The sequence below is a fragment of the Flavobacterium sp. genome (assembly GCF_035456085.1).
Classification (GTDB): Bacteria; Bacteroidota; Bacteroidia; order Flavobacteriales; family Flavobacteriaceae; genus Flavobacterium.
The window spans coordinates 33216-51379 of record NZ_DATIDY010000134.1; the positions used below are offsets into that span (position 1 = coordinate 33216).

Consider the following 18164-nt stretch of genomic DNA (forward strand, 5'->3'; position numbering starts at 1 on the left):
TTTTTATTTTTTAAAACCTATCATTGGACGTTCAATAGTTTTGTTAATTATTGGGGTGTTATCACCTTCCATTTTTTTTCTAAGTTCTTCGTATTTATTTAATTCTGAAATTGAAACTGATGGTTTTGTATTATTTATCACATTTTCAAGTATTTCCATCGTAATCCGACCTTTAACTTTTAATGCATTTCTGGAAGCATCATTTACTAAAAGCTCAATATCGGCAGCTACAAAATTATCGCTTAGATTTGCTAATTTTTCGTAATCTATTCCAAAATCAGTCGGTCTAGAATTTAGATACATTTCAAACATAGCTTTTCTAGCTTCAAAATCAGGTGGAGATAAATAGAATTTTTTATCTAATCTACCCGCCCTCAAAATAGCAGGATCAATCATATGAGGATAATTAGTAGCTCCGATTATGAATATTCCTTTTTCACCTGTTCTGTCCATTTGGGCTAGCATTTCATTCACAGCACTTTTGGACATTTCGTGAGCATCACTGTCTCTGCTTGGAACTAATTCATTCATTTCATCAATGAAAATAATAGTTGGTACGTTTTCTTCTGCTTCTTCAAACATTTTTGCAATGTTTTCTTGAGTTGCATTTACATAACGACTTTTTAACGATGATGGTTTTATTAACATAAAATTAAAACCCACTTCTTCTGCAAAATGTTTGGCAAAAAATGTTTTACCACAGCCTGGAGGTCCAAATAATAACATTCCATTAGGAATAGTTACTCCATATTTTTCATACTCTTCCGGATTACGAAGAGCATCAATAACATCAACTTGAAGTTGGTTTTTCAAATCCTGCATTCCTGCTATGGCATTAAAACCTTTCCCTTTTGCTACTGAACTGAATGTTTTCTTCTTTTTAGTAGGTTCTTTATTGGATTTTTGAATTTGGATTGTATCAATATCCTCTACAATTAATTCGCCTTTTAGTGCTTTTATAAATTCATCCACAGAACTAAATCTTACTTCTGTATCAGTATGCAATGCTTTTTTAATAATATTAGTTATAACATCATCGAAATCAATAATATCATCAGAAACATTTGGAAATTTTATTTTTTTCTTTCTTTCCTCTACAATTTTATCTTCCAATTCAGACTGTTTACCTTTAAATTTAGAAACATCAATAATCCAAGGTAATGAATTGTAAATCAATTGGTATAAAACTATACCTACCGAAAACACATCAGATTGTGGCGAATAAATATTATGAAAACATTCAGTGGCAAGAAAATTAGGATTTAATCCTTCTTTATTAAAAACCTTTGATGATTGATGAAACTCTCTAGCGTAACCAAAATCAATGATTTTTGGTTTTGGATTACCCTGTGCTAAATCTAACATTACATTTTGCAATGTAATTTCGTTGTGAATTATAGGGTTGGCTTGTTGATGCAAGTATTTTAAACCTTCAAGTATTTCAATAATTATGCTTTTAATATCATAAAGCGATTTATATTTTTCACGAATTATCTTTTCAGATAACGTTTCCCCAGCTATAAAATTCAGGACCAAATAGGCATATTTCTTATTTTCAATAACAACTTCACCACTGTCTTTGTAAGTAACCAAATTTGGGTGCTGAATTGACTTTACTAATTCTATTTCAAGAATATTATTGTCTTCATCAAAAGCTGATTTATGCAATTGAGAATAATTAAATAGCTTTAAGAAGTAAAGTTTCCCATCATTCCCTTTAACTCTATAAGTTTCTGCATAGAAGCCCTGTTTTACGAACAGTAAAACTTTGTAATCATCATTTATAGAAAAGTTTTTCGACAGCATCCTATTTATGTTAATTTCTAATTATCTAGTCAATTTACCCGTTAGTTTTTCAGCGTCATCTCTATCCATAACATCAATTATTTGAATTAATATTGGTCTCAAATTTGAAACATTACCATTATTAATTGATTGCATAGCTTGGTTTAATAAGACTCTGGCTTTGTTACTGTCTTTCCAATTTGTATTTGAAAAATTAGAATTAATGCTATTAATCATTGAAACATCCATTTGTGGCCCCGTCAAAATATCTCTAATATTAAAATCTAAACTATCTATTTCATCCATAAGTTCTTTGGCGTGAATAACATTTTTTGCTTTTATAATTTGTTCAATCTTTACCTTGAACTCCTCCATATGTGCATCGATAGCTTCCATTTTTAAATTTCCTTCTTCACCATTAATTTTCACCTTATTTAGCAAATCTTCTAAGTCATAAAAGTTTTCTTTTAATTCTTTTTCCACTTTTGGCCATTCAGTTTCACTATCTAGCTTATCTAATGCTCTTAGTTCTTTTAATAAATTATCCTGAACTTCGAGTTTACCGCTGTCTCCACCGCCTTTGTGTTCTAATTGCTCAGCAATTCCATTAATGTTGGTAATGATTTTTTCAACTTCTTTGGAATTATTTTCTTCTTGTAATCTTTTGGCTGTTTTTCTAGCTTTTCTGATTTCATTTCCCAACCATTCTTTGCTAACTGACTTACCTTGGATTATTTCTACTGTTTGTTGTTCTGTATGGTTTAAATAAGGGAAGAAAATAGATACTGTCATTTGCTCGGAACGATCCACTTTTAAAGTAATTTCAACATCACTACCAGCTGGAAGTAATGAAGGTAAATCTTCTCCGTTAATTTTTACGTCGTTTATATGAGTGCTATGGATAGCTGTTGTCCCTTCAGCGTAATAATCCCCTTGATAGATAGGAATGATAATTTCATCCGAACTTATTCCTGGGCGAATATCTTTTTGTGTTTTTAATCCTTTAGTTACAGCAGTTGCAGGTAAAGTAAGATTTTTATCTAATCCTTTTATTGCTGTTAACAAGTCCTTTCCTTGAATACGGTCTGTGATTTCAATTGAAATATGATAAGGTAATGTAGCTTGTGCGGGATTGATACCTTGTAATATGTTAAACGTATTAGGTTGGCATTCTAGTTTGTTTCCTTGTTCATCATATAGTATAACTTCAAAAGTATTTGATGCGCCTGAATTTAACTGGACATCAACTAAAGTAGCTTTTTCACTAATTTGTTTTTTTCCACTTGACCAAGCTTTGTCACCACGCACCACATCTGCAAAAACTTTATCTGGAATAGTGCCTTCTGTTTTTTCTTTAAGGATTTTGATGTTTACCATTTCCTCCTCTTCAACCGTAGTTGCCTCGTGCTTAATTTCTAATTGTAACTTGGTAGTGTCTCTGCTTTGTTCCATAACTTCTTCTGAAACAGAAATAGTCGAAGCAAACAATGCAGCACCAGAAGCTACAGATGTCATTGGGTCAATACTTGTATTAATTTTATCTGTGATTTGCTCTTTTAACATTTTTCTCAAAATTGGAGAATAAGTTGGACCACCCACCAATAATAAGGTTGTTAATTGAGCCCCTTTTAGATTATTTCTTTTTAATAAATCATTACAGATATCAATTGATTTTTGAAATATTGAACCAACAGCTTGAGCCATTAAAGTCTGATCAATAGTAAAATCAATTTCAATTTCATCACCATTATCGTCATTTAATGGAAATTCCCCCAAGTCATAATAAAAATTCGTACTGTCCTTAAATGACATATCGATTTTACATTCTTCGGCTTTTGATTTTATTGCGTTTCTTAATATTTCTTTTTTAGTGTCGTCTTCAAAAAAAGTTTCTAATTCAAAATTTTCTTTTAAGTATGGAATTATTAAATTATCTACAATTGCTTCATCAAGATTTTTACCTCCTAGCCAGTTATCACCTTCTGTATCGATAACTTTCATAATCCCATCTTCGACTTTAATTATTGCAGCGTCAAAAGTTCCACCTCCAAAGTCAAAAACTAACCATATCCCATCTTTATTATTAGCATCAAGTCCATAAGCCATAGATGCTGCAATAGGTTCTTGCAACAATTCAATATGCTCAAAACCTGCTAGTTTACCCGCTTTTACAGTGGCGTCCTTTTGAACCATAGTGAACTTTGCAGGTACAGTAATAACAATCGATTTCACTAATTCATCCGTAATAAATGATTTCAATTTCATTAATATTTCAGCAGACAATTCTTCCGATGTAAAATCTTTACCCATATGAGAACTTGGAAATGTAGCATCATTACCCATTGTTCTTTTAAATTCAATGTAAGCATTTGAGTTTTCTTGCTTCAAAGTTTTAAGCGCTCTAATCTTATCACCTTTTAATACATTAAAAGCTGGGTCGCCAACTAGAATATCCTTTTTCTTATTAATACTAACACAAGAAGGAATAGTATCTTTTAAGGTGTCCGATTTTTTAATAACTGGTTTGCCATTTTCAATTCTTGCAATTGCTGAATTAGTAGTTCCTAAATCAATACCAAAGTCTATTTTTGTTCTCATTTATTAATTATTTATTGACCTACAGAAACTTCTACTTGAGCCGATTGTATCATCACTCCTTTAAAGTTTACTTGTGGTTTGATTATTTTAGTTATTACTTCAGATCCTTTTTCTAAATTTTCATCTTCAACCATATTCGCAACCATTTTCATTCTTGGATCGAATGGTTTGTTTAGTATTTCTGGCATATCATAACCATTAGCTGCAAAGTTATCTTCAATACGTTTTACAGATGCTGATAGTTGCTTTAAACCTTTGGTATTGGCATCCATATTGGATAGGTTTTTATTTATACGCACAATTTCATCGGCTACTTTTAAAGCAAGTGAATGGTCTATTTCTTCTGATTTATTAGCCGGTATTTTCGTTCTTTCTTCTTGTACTAATTTCAATTGTGTTTCTAGAACTTCTGTTAATTTAGTGTCCAATTTCACACCTTCTTCTTCGAGTGTTTTCTTAGTTTTGCTAATTTGTGCTTCAACATCAGTTTTGTCGGTAGTTTGGCGTTTGCTCACTAACCAATATACTAGTCCTGAAACAATAATTGCTCCTAAAATTCCAATGATCGACCACAAAGAATTTTTACTCAAAGAATTATCAACCCGTGTGAATTTTTGATTTGTTGTTGTTTCTGAATTTGCTATTTTTCCGTTTAACTCTGAACTTGTCTTTTGAATATCTGAAGTATTAGATTGGGTTTTTTGGTCAAGAGCATCGAGCTTAGAGTTTACTTCAGAAAGTTTTGAATTAAGATTATCAACTTCTGTTTTAAGTTTTTTGTTTTCAGATTGAAGCGATTTTACCTTTTCTGTCAAAGGCTTAATTTCTTGGTTCAAATCTTCTTTGGTTACTTGAGCAAGTGAACTAAAATAATTGAAAAGGATAAGAGCTATTACAAGTTGTTTTTTCATTGCTAAAAGATTTTATTATTTATTAAAGAAAGTAGATTGATCTATTGTGGAAGATGACGCATTACCATTAGCAACCGTATAAAGTGTAACTGTTGCATTTGTAAATCCTCTTGAACTATCTTCAAAATATTCCTCTCCATCAAATTCTGAAAAATTCACGTCGGATTCAAAATTTCCTTTAGAGCCACAATTGTTTACTAAATTCGGATTCCAGTCATTACCATAAAAGATCCGAATCTTATAATAACCTTGAGCAATGTTTGACATCTTAAAAGTTGAATTTTTCTGTATATATTCATTTCTAATAGTTCTATCATTAGAGACACTATATAGGCATACTATTGCATCTGCATTACCACCATTTTTAATTGTTAAAGTTGCGTTACCTTGATAAGACCCCGAACCAAAGCAATCATCTAGTGGTGATTCTCCATTTTGTAATTGGTTTCCAATATATGGACTTGAATAATTTACTTTAGGAGGAATTGTAGCTGAAGTATCTATCGGATATGCAGTTGTGTCTGTTGCGACTGCAATTGTATCAGCTACGACTGCAGCTGTATCCACTGCTATATCATAATTTGTACTATTGCTATTATGATTTTCGTTAGCACCACTACAAGACTTAATTATAATTATAAAAAGAATTATACCAAAAATCCATCCTCCCCAATTTGTATCATTTGAACTAGATTTTGGAGGAGTATATGTAGAGCTTGGTCTTGAGGACGTGGATGATCTTGAGGAACTACTTGGAGAAGATGTACTATAACTTGTTGTGCTAATGTCTAATTGATTACAAAGACCTCTTAAAGTTTCTTTGTAAGGATTAAATCTACTTGTTTTGTACTCATGCTCCATATCCAAAGTGCCAATTAAATTGGTTACTTCCCATCCGTTTCTAAATGCTGTTTTTATTTTATTTAATGTTCCGTATCTATCTACAGATAATTTATACTCAAGATTTTCCTGAACATTGTTCACTTCTTCAATAATATAACTTTGAGCTTGACCCGCAACACGAGTTGAAAGTCTTAAATATAATTCATCTGCATTGCCTAAAACATTTTTTATATTAATTAAATGCGGTTTTGCTGAATTTACTAATATTTTGGCATTGGCAATATTTTCGATTTTATTTTCAAATTCATCAAACAATTGAAGCAATGTGTTAAGATGAATTTGAATTGAATTCATTTTGTCACGTTCCGGTTTTTCATCAATCCATTCCTGAAGGTTTTCTGTATTTTCCTTACATCTTTGAATTGCAATACTGCCAACAGCCATTTTTTTTGCTTTCTTGAACAAATACATTGCTTTAGTACTTGGATCAGTGTCAGTATCTCTGTACTTTTTAAAGTAATCAATACCGCATTGTAATATTTCATCGGAAAGTTTATCAGATATAGAAGTGAATTGAATACTGTTTTTACCCAGAATATTTTGTATTGTATTTATTTTACCGTTTTCGCTATCAAATAAACTTAACCCTAAAGCATATGCTTTACTTGGCTTATCTTTCCTTTTTACTTTTGTTTCTTCAATTCTCGTTTTAATATGGTCAATTGGTTTTGAAACGAAATCGCGTAAATAATTTTGTCTAGCCGTAAATGAAATTTTTGAAATACAACCAAGATACCAATCCACAAGTGTTGTGTCTACTTTTTCAATTTCAGAATATACCTGGGTCAAGAAGTTGATTTGTAAAGCTTCTTTCGATACTTTATAGGTTTCATCTGAGGAAAGCTTAATAAAATCATATATAAAATCACTTTCTAAAAACTTCAATTTTAGAGTGATTCCTTTTTCAAGTTTAGTTTTAGAAATTGTAGCTTTCTTAATAGCACTATTCAGATATAAAGTGGAAAGGTTTTGAAAAGCTGATGCATTTCTTTTTGTGACTTCCTCTGCAGCTACCAATTTTATCCAAACAGCTATAGCTTCTTTAGCTTCTTCTTCTGATGCTTTTAAAGCATCAAACATCGGTTCATCTGTTATTGCATTACCATTGTAAAACCAAAATAATGAGGCGTTAACACGATCATTATTTAGATTTAACTTAGAAATGGCATCGTTTACATTATCGATATTTCTATCCAAATGACCAATAATAGGAAAGCTAAAATCTTCTGGAACTTCCTGTCCCGCCCCAATATACATTTTGAGTTTTTTAGTTTTAGAATGTTCTTCCTTTGTTGAAGTACCAACCAATATTCCTATTATCCTGTATGGGTTATTTTTAATTATATCCATTTCTAAATCATTTGATAACTCTCTGTTAAATATCCTTTAAACTGTAAATTTTGAATCTTGTAAAAGTTGAGAATTTTCTCAATTTATCATTCCACAATTGAAAAGTTGACAATACCTCATTTAATAAAAGGTGATCTATTATTTTTTTATTTCTAATCCCTAATTAGATTTTCCTTGTCTCTAATATGTTATTATATAATTGACTGATTATCATATGCAAAAGTAGTGATGTAAACTTAGTCTATATTTAAAAAAATAGTTAAAAAGTATTTTTTTATCGATAAAACTAACTTATTTTAATATTGAGTAAGTTTTTTCTTTATTTTAAATAGTTTCTCACTTTCACTCAAAATGATTAATTGTGTCCTTAAATGAGTTTTTTCATTTGATGCGTGTTTTGTCGTAATTAAATAAGTTATTATGCTCTTATAATATATTAATATCAAATAACATAAAAGGTAACCCTGTGAATTAAAAAAAGTCCCAATTTTATATTTTTACAAAAAATTGAGACTTACTCCATCACTTAAAAATGATGTTCTTGGGGTAATTATTTTTATCAAAACATACTTTCATTATATCTTCCTGCGATTCTAATTTTCCATTGTAAGTATGCATTTTAATTTTTTGTTTAGAGGCCATGTCAACAATTAATTTAAAATCTGGTGCCTTTAAATAAGCTAATTTGCCTTCACTCGTGATTCCCCACAACATGTTCTTTTTATTATGATTATACTTAACTATATTTTCATATCTGAATAAAGCATTTGTATCCAATTCTACGAGTACTACATTTTTAATTGTAATAATATTTCCTTCTTCGTCCGTATAGATGGGCTCAATTTCATTTCCTTGGGGATATGATGTTGGTCGATCAATATTAGTAAAACCAAAATTGTTTATTTCTAATGTTCGGGTTACTCTATCTATAGCATCTAACTTTTTTAAATCATTTTTTCTGTGGATACTTACAATGTCATTGTATATTTTCCACTTTTTATCAATTTCTTTCTTCATTTTTTCTCTCTTCTTAATCATTGCACCGTACTTCTTTTTATATTGTTTCAAAGCGTTATTGTAATCCTTACCTTCTTTAAAAGCTAAATAGCAAATACATTTTCTTTGGTGAATGACCGCCTCGTCAAATTTCACAATAAACGTAAGTTCATATGTGCCATTTTTTAGCGATTTTATTTTTATGTCTGTTGCATCAGTCGCGCCACATTGGTCATCAACAGGTTGAAACATTACGTTTTCGTATTCATTTATTTCTGGATGATTTTTTGTGTCATCTTTGATTTCAAATGAAGCACTCGATTGTTTTCTAGGCATCTCCGGAATAATAGGCAATGAATCCAATTCTTTCTTTATATTATCGATTTTTACGATATCTTTATTTCTTTCTATCCATTTTCCTGATTTTGGATCCAAATCATATAAATTGAAATTTGTTTCGTCTGTCCAACTATTTAAATCCATTACAATTTTGTTTTTTGGATTTACAAAAACAGGCTTTCCATTCGATTCGGCATTTAATTCTACCATACCTCCAGATTCAAAGGCTTTTACAACTCCATCTTCTTCATAATTCATAGGTATTCCAGCCAAGAAAAAATCTAGTGGATTATAAAATTCTCTGAAGGTAAGATCTACTTCATTTTTTATGACATTGCCATTCTCATCCAGAAAAGCGCCTGATGGAATTTTTATTTCTGTTCCCATTTTTGAATGCAAAACAACTGAAGAATCAGGGTTGATTTTGAATTTTTGATAAGGGATATCTAATTCCGGCACTGGGGGATTCGTTAGCACAATTTGATTTTGGGAACTTTCTTTTTGTGAAACTGTTTTATTGCTTTTATTGTTGCAACTTGTAAAACTCAAAGCAAGCATTACTGAAATGATCGCAATACTGATAATCTTGGATGTCTTTTTCATAGATTTTATTTTTCTATTAGTTAGTAATATTTGCCTTGAATTTTATCCAGATAATTTTCTTTTACTTTATTTCAAAGCTTTTATATTCATTAATAATAGAAATCCCAAAAGGTAACCCTCTGAAATAAAAAAGAATCCCTATTCTTTATGTTTATAAAGAATAGGGATTCTTAAATGCTTGAAAATCAATTTTTATTTGGTGAAATATTTTTTTATTTATTCATGAAAATTATTCCAACAATACAAACCCAGCCCAATAATAAGGCGAATATTTTGATTTCATTTTGGATTGAGCAATTTGAAAAGCTTCATGAATTGTTTTACCTGCAAAACACTCACTGTAAAAAATGTCAAAAAGCTCAGCAGTTTGGGCATCTGGAACTTTCCACAAGCTCATAATGATGTTTTTTACGCCGGCCATTTTAAAGGCGCGCTGTAAACCAAAAACACCTTCACTCCCTTGAATTTCACCCAATCCTGTTTTGCAGGCACTCAGTACAACCAATTGACAGGCATTAAAATCCATGTTGGATATATCATTGGCTGTCAAAACACCATCATCGGTAGCTATATTTTCGGTTGGTTTGTCCCAATACTTATTGGCTCCGGCAAATACCAATCCAGAACGCATCATCGGATCGTCAGCCGTTTTGTAAATCGTAGACTTACTGCCTGACGATAAATCCTCTTTCAGAAGTTCTTGCTTTGAATGCGAATAGAAAAATCCGTGTGTGGCTAAGTGCAAAACAAAAGGGATTGTTCTTCCATCTAATAATTTAATGCTTTCTTCTGTGGCTTTTTTGTCCTCAATTATTGCTGATTCAAAATTGTTCTGTTTTGCATCAGCATTGATTTTGTTAATTTCTATCTTACTTCCACCTAAATATTCAAACTTAGTAGTAGTTGCAGTTCTACTGGCCAATGCAGTAAATTTAGGACTACTATTCGTTACAGTATCCGATACAACTTTGTTTGAAACCTCACTTTTATCGTAATCAATATTGCCATACAAGAACAACTTTAGTTTACTTTTTTTATCAAAACTGGATACTTTATAATTTACTATTTCTGCTGTTGAACCTAAAATGTGGACTTGGTATTTTTCTCCTAGTGTTTGTGTTTCTGTAACAGGCAAAGCTGAAAAATTAATTTGATTGCCCAAACCCGTTGGTGATAAATAAATGCTTTTAATACCCTTTAGTTCATTTTGAACTGGTTTTAAGAACAAATCGCTAATCGCTTTATCTGAATATTGTCTATCTATCTGAATGTTATCTTTTTCATTCTTGCTCTTTGCAAGCAACAATTCCAACTGTTTTTGCTCAAATAATGGAATGTACTTTGGTGCTATATATCCTTTTTTAACCACAAAAGCAGCATATACAAGATTCCCTGTCCATTTTTTGTCGTAATAGTTATAAGATACTAACTCAATGGCAACTTCATTTGGTTTTAATTTTTCCTGAACTTTCTTCCAATCAACAGATAAAGTATTTTTTACATGCACAAAAACTGTCGACTGCCGTAACAATTCTTTCTCTAAAGTTTTAGTGTCTGCGGTTAGCTGTTCGTATTGAGCTGGCCTTTTTTCAATTGGTAATTCATTCAGTTTGTTAAGTAACCTTTTATTATTTACAAACTGTTCGTACTTTTTCTTTAGAGCTGTATCAGTGCTTTTCTGGATGCTTTTGATAATATTTTGCTGATTGCGCAATGAAATATTTTTGACCAATAGCTCGTTTTCATAACAGCCAATGTTCATGTTTTCATACTTGTTTTGGTTGCGTTGTAGAAAGGAAAGCGAGTAAAATCTGTTTGAAAAATAATTCTTTACTATAGGATTTAACTCATCAGATGACAAATAAGAAAATGAATCGTTTATTTTATCCCTAAAACCAATAGAAAGTTTATTATAATAGTTTGATGCTAATTTTTGATTACTTAACAAATCTTCAATTATGGCCAACATTTGAATTGCGCCATAATCATAATTATTTTTACTTAGTGCTATTATCTTAATGTAATATCCTTTTGCTTCAATGTATCTTTTTTGATAAAACTTGACGGTTGCTAAATTAAAAAGTGATGAAATGTGATATGGATGTGTGCTTTCAAATGTTTTTGATACTATATTTTCTGATTCCAGATATAGTTTTTCTGCTTGAAAATAGTTTCCTTTTTTTAAATAGATGTTTGCTAGATTGTTCAGCACACTAGAATATTCAGGATGCTCTTTCGAATATATATTTTCAAATAATTTTTTGGAAATTAAAGCATTCTGTTCTGCTTTATCATATAATCCTATATTCAAATACAAGCTGGAAATATTTTGCAGCGAAACCAGATAATCAGGATGATTTTCACCCACAACAGATTTTCTTATTTTTAATGCTTGGAGATAGAATTTTTCTGCTTTATCAAAAATTAAAATGTCTTGATAAAATGAAGCTAAATTATCAATAGAAGTGGCATAATCTCTACTATATTCTCCAAAATATTTTTTAGAGAAAGCAATACTCCTTATATACAAATCTTCTGCTTCTTTATTTTTGTTTTGAGCATGATATAATATAGCAAGATTATTAATTGCAACTGAATAATTTTTACTATTATTTGTTGGATTTTTACCTATATTCTCCAATGCTTTTTTATATAATTTTTCGGCATATTCATACTCTCCAAGATCTTGATGAACAGAAGCCAAATTATTTATTGATACTACAAATTCGGAATCATTTTGATCATAAATAATTTTCTTTCTTTTTAGTACATCTGTTAAAATGGATTTAGCCCTACCGTAGTTTCCCATCCTATGTAGACATTCAGCTAAATTATTTGAAGCCTTTATAGATGTTCGATCATTTTCGCCTAATAAACTTATATATATTTGTCTAGATTGCGTAAAATACTTTTCAGCTAGAGTATATTTGGTTTCGTGGTAGCATATTTCTCCAATACTGCTTAAAGTATTAGCTACTTCATAATGAGTATCTCCAAAAAAATTTCTTTGCAATTCAAGACCTTTAAAATAAAGAGATTTGGCCTTTTCAAAATATCCCAAATTTTGTGCAGTAAATGCTAAATTGAAAAGTGAATGAATATAATCTGTATCATCTTTCCTGAGATGTTTTTCTCTTATATCATGAACTCTTTGAAATAGGGGATAAGCATTTGCAAACTGCCCTTGATCTTTATAAAAAACTGCCAAATTATCTAAAAATGTTGCCTTAGTCAATTCGTTACTTTCATTATGTTTTTTTAAAACATTAATCGCTTGAATATAATATTTCTCAGATTTTTTAATATCCTTAATAGATTTGTTCAATTTTCCTAACAAGGTTAACAGATTAGCGTAATTAATATTTAAGGTGTCTTTTTCTTTTATATGTTTATACTTTAATTCTTCTGCAAAACTTATGGCTTTTTTGGTATTTCCCTTTTCAGAATAAAAAGAAATACTATCTATCTTAGATTGGCCATGCAAACTTGAGACAAACAGTATCAACATAAAATAAACAAATACTCTAATTTTATTTTTTTTATTATTTAAAACTTTATTAGTTTTCATTAATTATTTCCTTAAACATTCAAAAACAACACTTTAACTTATTTTTGAGCTTGCTCTAAAAGTGTGGCAACTTTGCGGTAAAATGGGCTTTCTAAATCGTTCACCATTTTATATTTTCATTTCTTTCCAAATCTTTTTTGCTTCTTTTTCATTATCAATGTGATAATATGCAATTGCCAAAATTCGTTTGGCATTAATACTTGTTTGCTCGTTCAAAGACAATTCTTTTATTTTTCCAATAGCAGCTTCTGGATTTTCTAATAAGTCGAAAACACAAGCCAGGTTAATATAAGCTACAGTATAATTTACATCTAAACTAATTGCCTTTTCAAAATCTTTTTGAGCACTTTTTAGCAAAACAATCATTTGCTGTTGTTTTTGATCATCTCTGCCTCCACGAGTGACACTTTGCTTTAATCGGCTGGTATTGTCTATTTCTAATGGATACAAAAAACGTTTCGGATTGTCCGCTTCATCTTTGGATAAAACTTTTAAATTTAATGCTTTAAGTGTTTTTAGTACGCCAATATTATTGAAGTTTTCTCTTGAGGGAAAATCCTGATTTACGGTTTCAAATAATGACAAAGCTTTGTCATATTCATTATTTTCTTTGGCTTCTAAAGCCTGTTGAAAAACAGCAAATAATTTTTGGGATTTAATCAATGCGTTTTGAGCTATTGCTTTACGCTCCTTTTTCGAGGGATAGCCTTCGTTTACTTCTTTTAATTGGTAGTATTTATAAATGGCATCCAATATCTTGGGTTGTATCTCAAAGGGATTATAGCCCGCTGTTGCAGCATAGAATAACCCCTTATCATCGGCTTGGGTTTCGTAGATTACTTTTTGGTTTTTGCTGACCAACTTTATTGTCTTTGAAAATTCCTGACTTTTATTTCGAATGGCAAAAGCAAAATCTGTACAAAAACTATGATCATAGTAATAATGTGCTAATTCATGGCTGATTACAACAGATAAAGCATTCAAGCTGTCTTTTCCAAAAGTTTTACATATACCATACAACTGTAGGTCTATTTTGACTATAGGCTTTGAGTACAATGCAGGTGTCGTCGGCTTAGGACTCGATTTCATAAATTGCAATTCCGGTGCTGCTTTTGAACTTCCATAAGCCATTACCAATTGATTGAAAACTGCTTTGATTTGAATTTCGGCATTGTTTTGCGCATGGACAAAAAAAACAGGACTTATTATAAACATCAAAAGAAAAGCTAGGCTTTTCTTTTGATGTTTATAATTGGATATTAGATTAGTCATTTTCGAAATTTATTTTATTAAGGGTATCAATTATTGTGCCATCAGTTTCTTTTATCAAAGACAAAGGAGTACTTGTTTCATTTAACCTATAATATGTTTCTCCGTTTTGAAAGTAGTATTGTTTTTCTTCAGTCAATAAGACTTTACAATCTTTTGTGGTTTTTTGGAACAGTGTTACTGTTTTTCCATCGAATAGATATTTGCCAGTTTGTGTCTTTAATAAGACTAATTCATTTTGGTATGCTTCTTTGGTTTTAGAATCAATATTGTGTTTCTTACTTTCATTTCCAATGATTTTTTCCAATGATTGAATTCGGTTTGTCACATCTTTGAAATTGACCGTTATTTTTAGCTTTTTATTATTTGCAGTATAACCATATAAATCAAGCTCCAAAACCGGAATTGTTTTTGAGGTTGTTTCAATTTCGGCTAAAGCTATGACTTCTTTCGTAGGGGAAATTATTTCAGGTTTTTCTATGACCTTTTCGTTTTCCTTTTTATCGGGAGCTGTTACCACACTATTCTGTTCGGGTACAAGGCCTGATTCACTACTTTTAAAATAGAATAATCCGGCAGCAATAATCACGCAAGCAGCAACGGCATACTTCATCCACGATAATGAAATGATTGCACTTGCCCAATATGTCGTTTCCTCTGACATCTGAATAACAGGAACCTCATCGGTAACTAACTCTGCATCCCATTGCTTGAATTTAGCTTTTAAATCCTCTCGGCCTTTTTTTTTAGTAACGTTAGCAAGATCGTTTTCAGAAAGTTCAAAAGTTAAGCGTTCATAGCTGTTGGGTAAATCTCTTTTGATGCGTTTGCGTTCAACGCTCTTTATGGCTTTTTGCATTGTTTGCAAAAAATCAACTTCTTTAAGAAAAGTTTCGTTATTCGATTCTAATAAATAATCCGTTGCTTTTGAAGTTTGTTTCAAAACATAATTCTCGGCCAACTCTTTAATATAGGTCGAATATACTACCGGTAATTTGGTAATTACTTTTTCGGAATCAGCCAATTCTAAGCTGAAAATAATAGAATAAACAGGTTTCGTATCCTTTTCAAAATCAAGTAGCTCCGTAGCCAAAGATTCCCAAAAAGCGATATTGGTTTTGTCTGCATCAAAACTGGCATCTTTCTCCAATTTTGGAAGCAATACACTTTGTACTATGTCAATAGCTGTTTTCATTTCAAGTTGTTCAATTCGTTATAGGCTAATTTTCTTAATCGCTCTTGGCATTTATATTTTTGGGTTATTGCGCTTCTATCATTTTTATGGCCAAATATCTCTACTAAATCATCCATCGATTTTTTATGATACCAAAACAAACTTAGCAATTCGTAGCAATGCCCGCCTGCATCTTTCATTTTATTTAAGGCAATTTCAATCGCTGAAAACTGGCTTTCTTTTACGTCTTCAATCTCATCCAAGGAATCAGTGATTGTGGATTTATATGACATTGGATTTTCATCATCATCAGAATCGGAATAATCGTCATAATCTGAATTTAGTTTTTCTTTTCCCAATTTATTTAGCAATTGAAAACGGCAAACCGAATTCAAATACGTTTGCAGGCAAGCCGTTAATTCGAAATTACCACCAACAATTTTTTCATATAAAACTAAAATAGAATCGTGAAACACATCATCTAGTTCATAATCGTTTATGGCTCCGTTAGTCATTTTCCGCATAAACTGAACACTATAGGATTTGCATCTTTTGTAAACTTCGCCCAAATATTCTTGGTCTTCCTTGATGAGTTGCACCAGTTCTTGATCGCTTAAATGTCCAAACTTTGTTGATATAATCTTTGGCATCTCTGTATATTTTGTAGTTATTTTTAAAGTTTTACAAAATAGCGATAAAATTTCAAATTACAGTATGCTTTTCAGATGAATAGTGATAAAGAATATTGCTTAATCGACATGCTTATTACTTCAAGGGTCGAAGATGACTAGATGAATGCTCATTTAAATTTATTTACTTCTTATATACGTTTTATTCCCATTACTGTTGATGTAATATTGACCTCCACGCGAGCCGGTATATATAGTATTACTAGAACTATAACTTGATGATGAATAGGTTGTTGAAGGTACAGTATATGTTGGTGTTGAATATGTACTTGTACTGGTATAAGTTGGTTCACTGTAAGTGCTAGAAGAAGTTCTTGTAGTTGTGTAACCGTCTCTCTGTTTTGTTCCTGCTTCCCCCGTATATGGATTCACATTACCAACGGTACTATAATTGTCATTTCTTGTAGAATTGGGTTCAGTACGATAATAACCTTGTACATAAGTTCCGTTGCTTCTGGTGTAACCTTGAACGTAAACATCTTGAGCAAAAGTGAAAGCAGTTGTGAATAAAAAAGCGATAAGGAAAAGTACATTTTTCATAAAAAGTGATTTTAAAATTGTTATTGATTATTTGTTTATACTTGTTAATAGTGAAATTGTAAAAAGGTAACCCTTAGTGAATAAATTATTTTAAAAGAAAGAAGCTTTTATTACAACCGGTCTTCTTCTTTAAAAAAAAAACAAGAGAATCTACTTTTTAATATTGCTGTCTAATTCGGACAAATCTCCAGTCATTAATCCTTTATAGACCAAAACATTCAGATTCTCTGGTAAAATTGTTAACTCATAATAAACACCTTGAGGTTTATAAGTAACAAATATTTCAACCTTGGCTGTACCCTCTTTTTTATCATAGGTATTGATGTAACTCCATCTAAACTGGTATAATTGACATTTGTAAAAATTTTCGTCTTCCGGTGTCTCTTCTTTAGTGACTGAATAAATTCGACCATAGCTTTTAGAATCCGATTTTTCCGAAGTGTTGAAAAGATAAATCTCATTAATTTCAGGATACTCACACAATACTAAGTGCATATTATTTTCTAGTATTTTCGGTGTAATATCGGTTCCGTTACTCCTGCCGTCTCTTATTTCAAAATTAGCTACTTCTTTCAATTTCAATTTAGGCTCTTTCTCCTGTGCATTGATAATTGTATAGATAAGACATAGCAATACTGTAAAAGCGGTTTTTAATTTTTTGATGGTATAAATTTTATGGTACATTAAATTTTAATTATTTGAATTGGGTTAATAAAATTGAATTTGTTTATACTCATTAATACAGGATTAGTAAAAAGGTAACCCTATTATTTTAAAAAAAATCAATAAAAAATGCAATTATCACTACAATAGTAATTCGTGATTTCAAAAAACAGAAAGACCGCCCTGTAAAGACGGCCTTTCAAAAAAAAAACAAATAAACTTAAAATGGATTTTTATTATTGATTTTCATTTTGCTTTTTGATATTGTAGTCCAATGGCAACAAGTCACCATACATTTCACCTTTATAAATAAGTTCATCCAAATTCTCCGGCAGAATAGTAATCTCAAAATAAGTTCCGCGAGGTTTATAAACAAGCAATAATGTTACCTCTGCTGTACCTTTTTTGTTATCGTAGCTATTGCAATAACTCCATTGAAATTTATACAATTCGCTCTTGTTTTCTTCCTCCTTATCTGGATTCTCCTCTTTGACAATGGAATATATATAACCATAACTCTGTGAATTAGTTTTTTTCCAAAAGTTTGAAAACAAAATCTCATCTGAATCAGAAGATTTATAAAACTGAAGTGATTGGTTTGCTTTTAGTATTTCTGGGGTAATATCTTCCCCGTTCGATTTTGCGTCCCTTGTTTTAAAAAGAGCGACCAAATATTGCTTAGTATCATTTTCGTTCTCTAAACTCTTTTCTTGAGCATTAATCACAGTATATAAAAGAGAAAATAGGATAGTATAGATTATTTTTAAATTTTTCAT

The 18164-nt window shown here is 30.8% G+C and carries 12 protein-coding genes; all 12 read right to left on the reverse strand.

The window, feature by feature from the left end; genetic code table 11:
• Positions 1 to 3: 3 nt before the first annotated feature.
• The 12 genes from VLC96_RS10460 to VLC96_RS10515 all read right to left on the reverse strand — a co-directional run bounded on the left by VLC96_RS10460 (position 4) and on the right by VLC96_RS10515 (position 18164).
• On the reverse strand, positions 4 to 1806 hold the full coding sequence (locus VLC96_RS10460) for an AAA family ATPase (RefSeq protein ID WP_325262745.1): 1803 nt from the start codon (positions 1804 to 1806) through the stop codon (positions 4 to 6).
• Between the two features lie 21 nt (positions 1807 to 1827).
• The gene (locus VLC96_RS10465; protein ID WP_325262746.1) at positions 1828 to 4383 is read right to left on the reverse strand and encodes an Hsp70 family protein; all 2556 of its coding nucleotides are present in this window, start codon (positions 4381 to 4383) and stop codon (positions 1828 to 1830) included.
• Between the two features lie 11 nt (positions 4384 to 4394).
• Positions 4395 to 5294 carry a coiled-coil domain-containing protein gene (locus VLC96_RS10470; RefSeq protein ID WP_325262748.1) on the reverse strand — a complete coding sequence of 300 codons (900 nt, stop codon included), beginning with the start codon at positions 5292 to 5294 and terminating at the stop codon, positions 4395 to 4397.
• A gap of 15 nt (positions 5295 to 5309) precedes the next feature.
• A complete protein-coding gene (locus VLC96_RS10475) occupies positions 5310 to 7547 on the reverse strand; it encodes a hypothetical protein (RefSeq protein ID WP_325262749.1) in 2238 nt (745 codons plus the stop codon).
• Between the two features lie 522 nt (positions 7548 to 8069).
• Positions 8070 to 9485, reverse strand: coding sequence for a hypothetical protein (locus tag VLC96_RS10480; protein ID WP_325262750.1), 1416 nt, complete (start codon positions 9483 to 9485; stop codon positions 8070 to 8072).
• Between the two features lie 229 nt (positions 9486 to 9714).
• Positions 9715 to 13053: a CHAT domain-containing protein gene (locus VLC96_RS10485; RefSeq protein ID WP_325262751.1), complete on the reverse strand. Its 3339-nt coding sequence runs from the start codon at positions 13051 to 13053 to the stop codon at positions 9715 to 9717.
• A 108-nt stretch (positions 13054 to 13161) separates the two neighbouring features.
• Positions 13162 to 14325, reverse strand: coding sequence for a hypothetical protein (locus VLC96_RS10490; RefSeq protein WP_325262753.1), 1164 nt, complete (start codon positions 14323 to 14325; stop codon positions 13162 to 13164).
• Complete coding sequence (locus VLC96_RS10495) at positions 14318 to 15517, reverse strand: hypothetical protein (RefSeq protein ID WP_325262754.1); 1200 nt, start codon at positions 15515 to 15517, stop codon at positions 14318 to 14320. Before VLC96_RS10495 ends, VLC96_RS10490 begins: the two co-directional genes overlap by 8 nt.
• Positions 15514 to 16146 (reverse strand): sigma-70 RNA polymerase sigma factor region 4 domain-containing protein, encoded by a 633-nt coding sequence (locus VLC96_RS10500; RefSeq protein WP_325262756.1) that lies wholly within the window; start codon positions 16144 to 16146, stop codon positions 15514 to 15516. The genes VLC96_RS10495 and VLC96_RS10500 overlap by 4 nt, the downstream gene beginning before the upstream one ends.
• A 159-nt stretch (positions 16147 to 16305) precedes the next feature.
• Positions 16306 to 16725: a hypothetical protein gene (locus VLC96_RS10505; protein WP_325262757.1), complete on the reverse strand. Its 420-nt coding sequence runs from the start codon at positions 16723 to 16725 to the stop codon at positions 16306 to 16308.
• A gap of 150 nt (positions 16726 to 16875) precedes the next feature.
• The gene (locus VLC96_RS10510; protein WP_325262759.1) at positions 16876 to 17409 is read right to left on the reverse strand and encodes a hypothetical protein; all 534 of its coding nucleotides are present in this window, start codon (positions 17407 to 17409) and stop codon (positions 16876 to 16878) included.
• A gap of 215 nt (positions 17410 to 17624) precedes the next feature.
• Complete coding sequence (locus VLC96_RS10515) at positions 17625 to 18164, reverse strand: hypothetical protein (RefSeq protein WP_325262761.1); 540 nt, start codon at positions 18162 to 18164, stop codon at positions 17625 to 17627.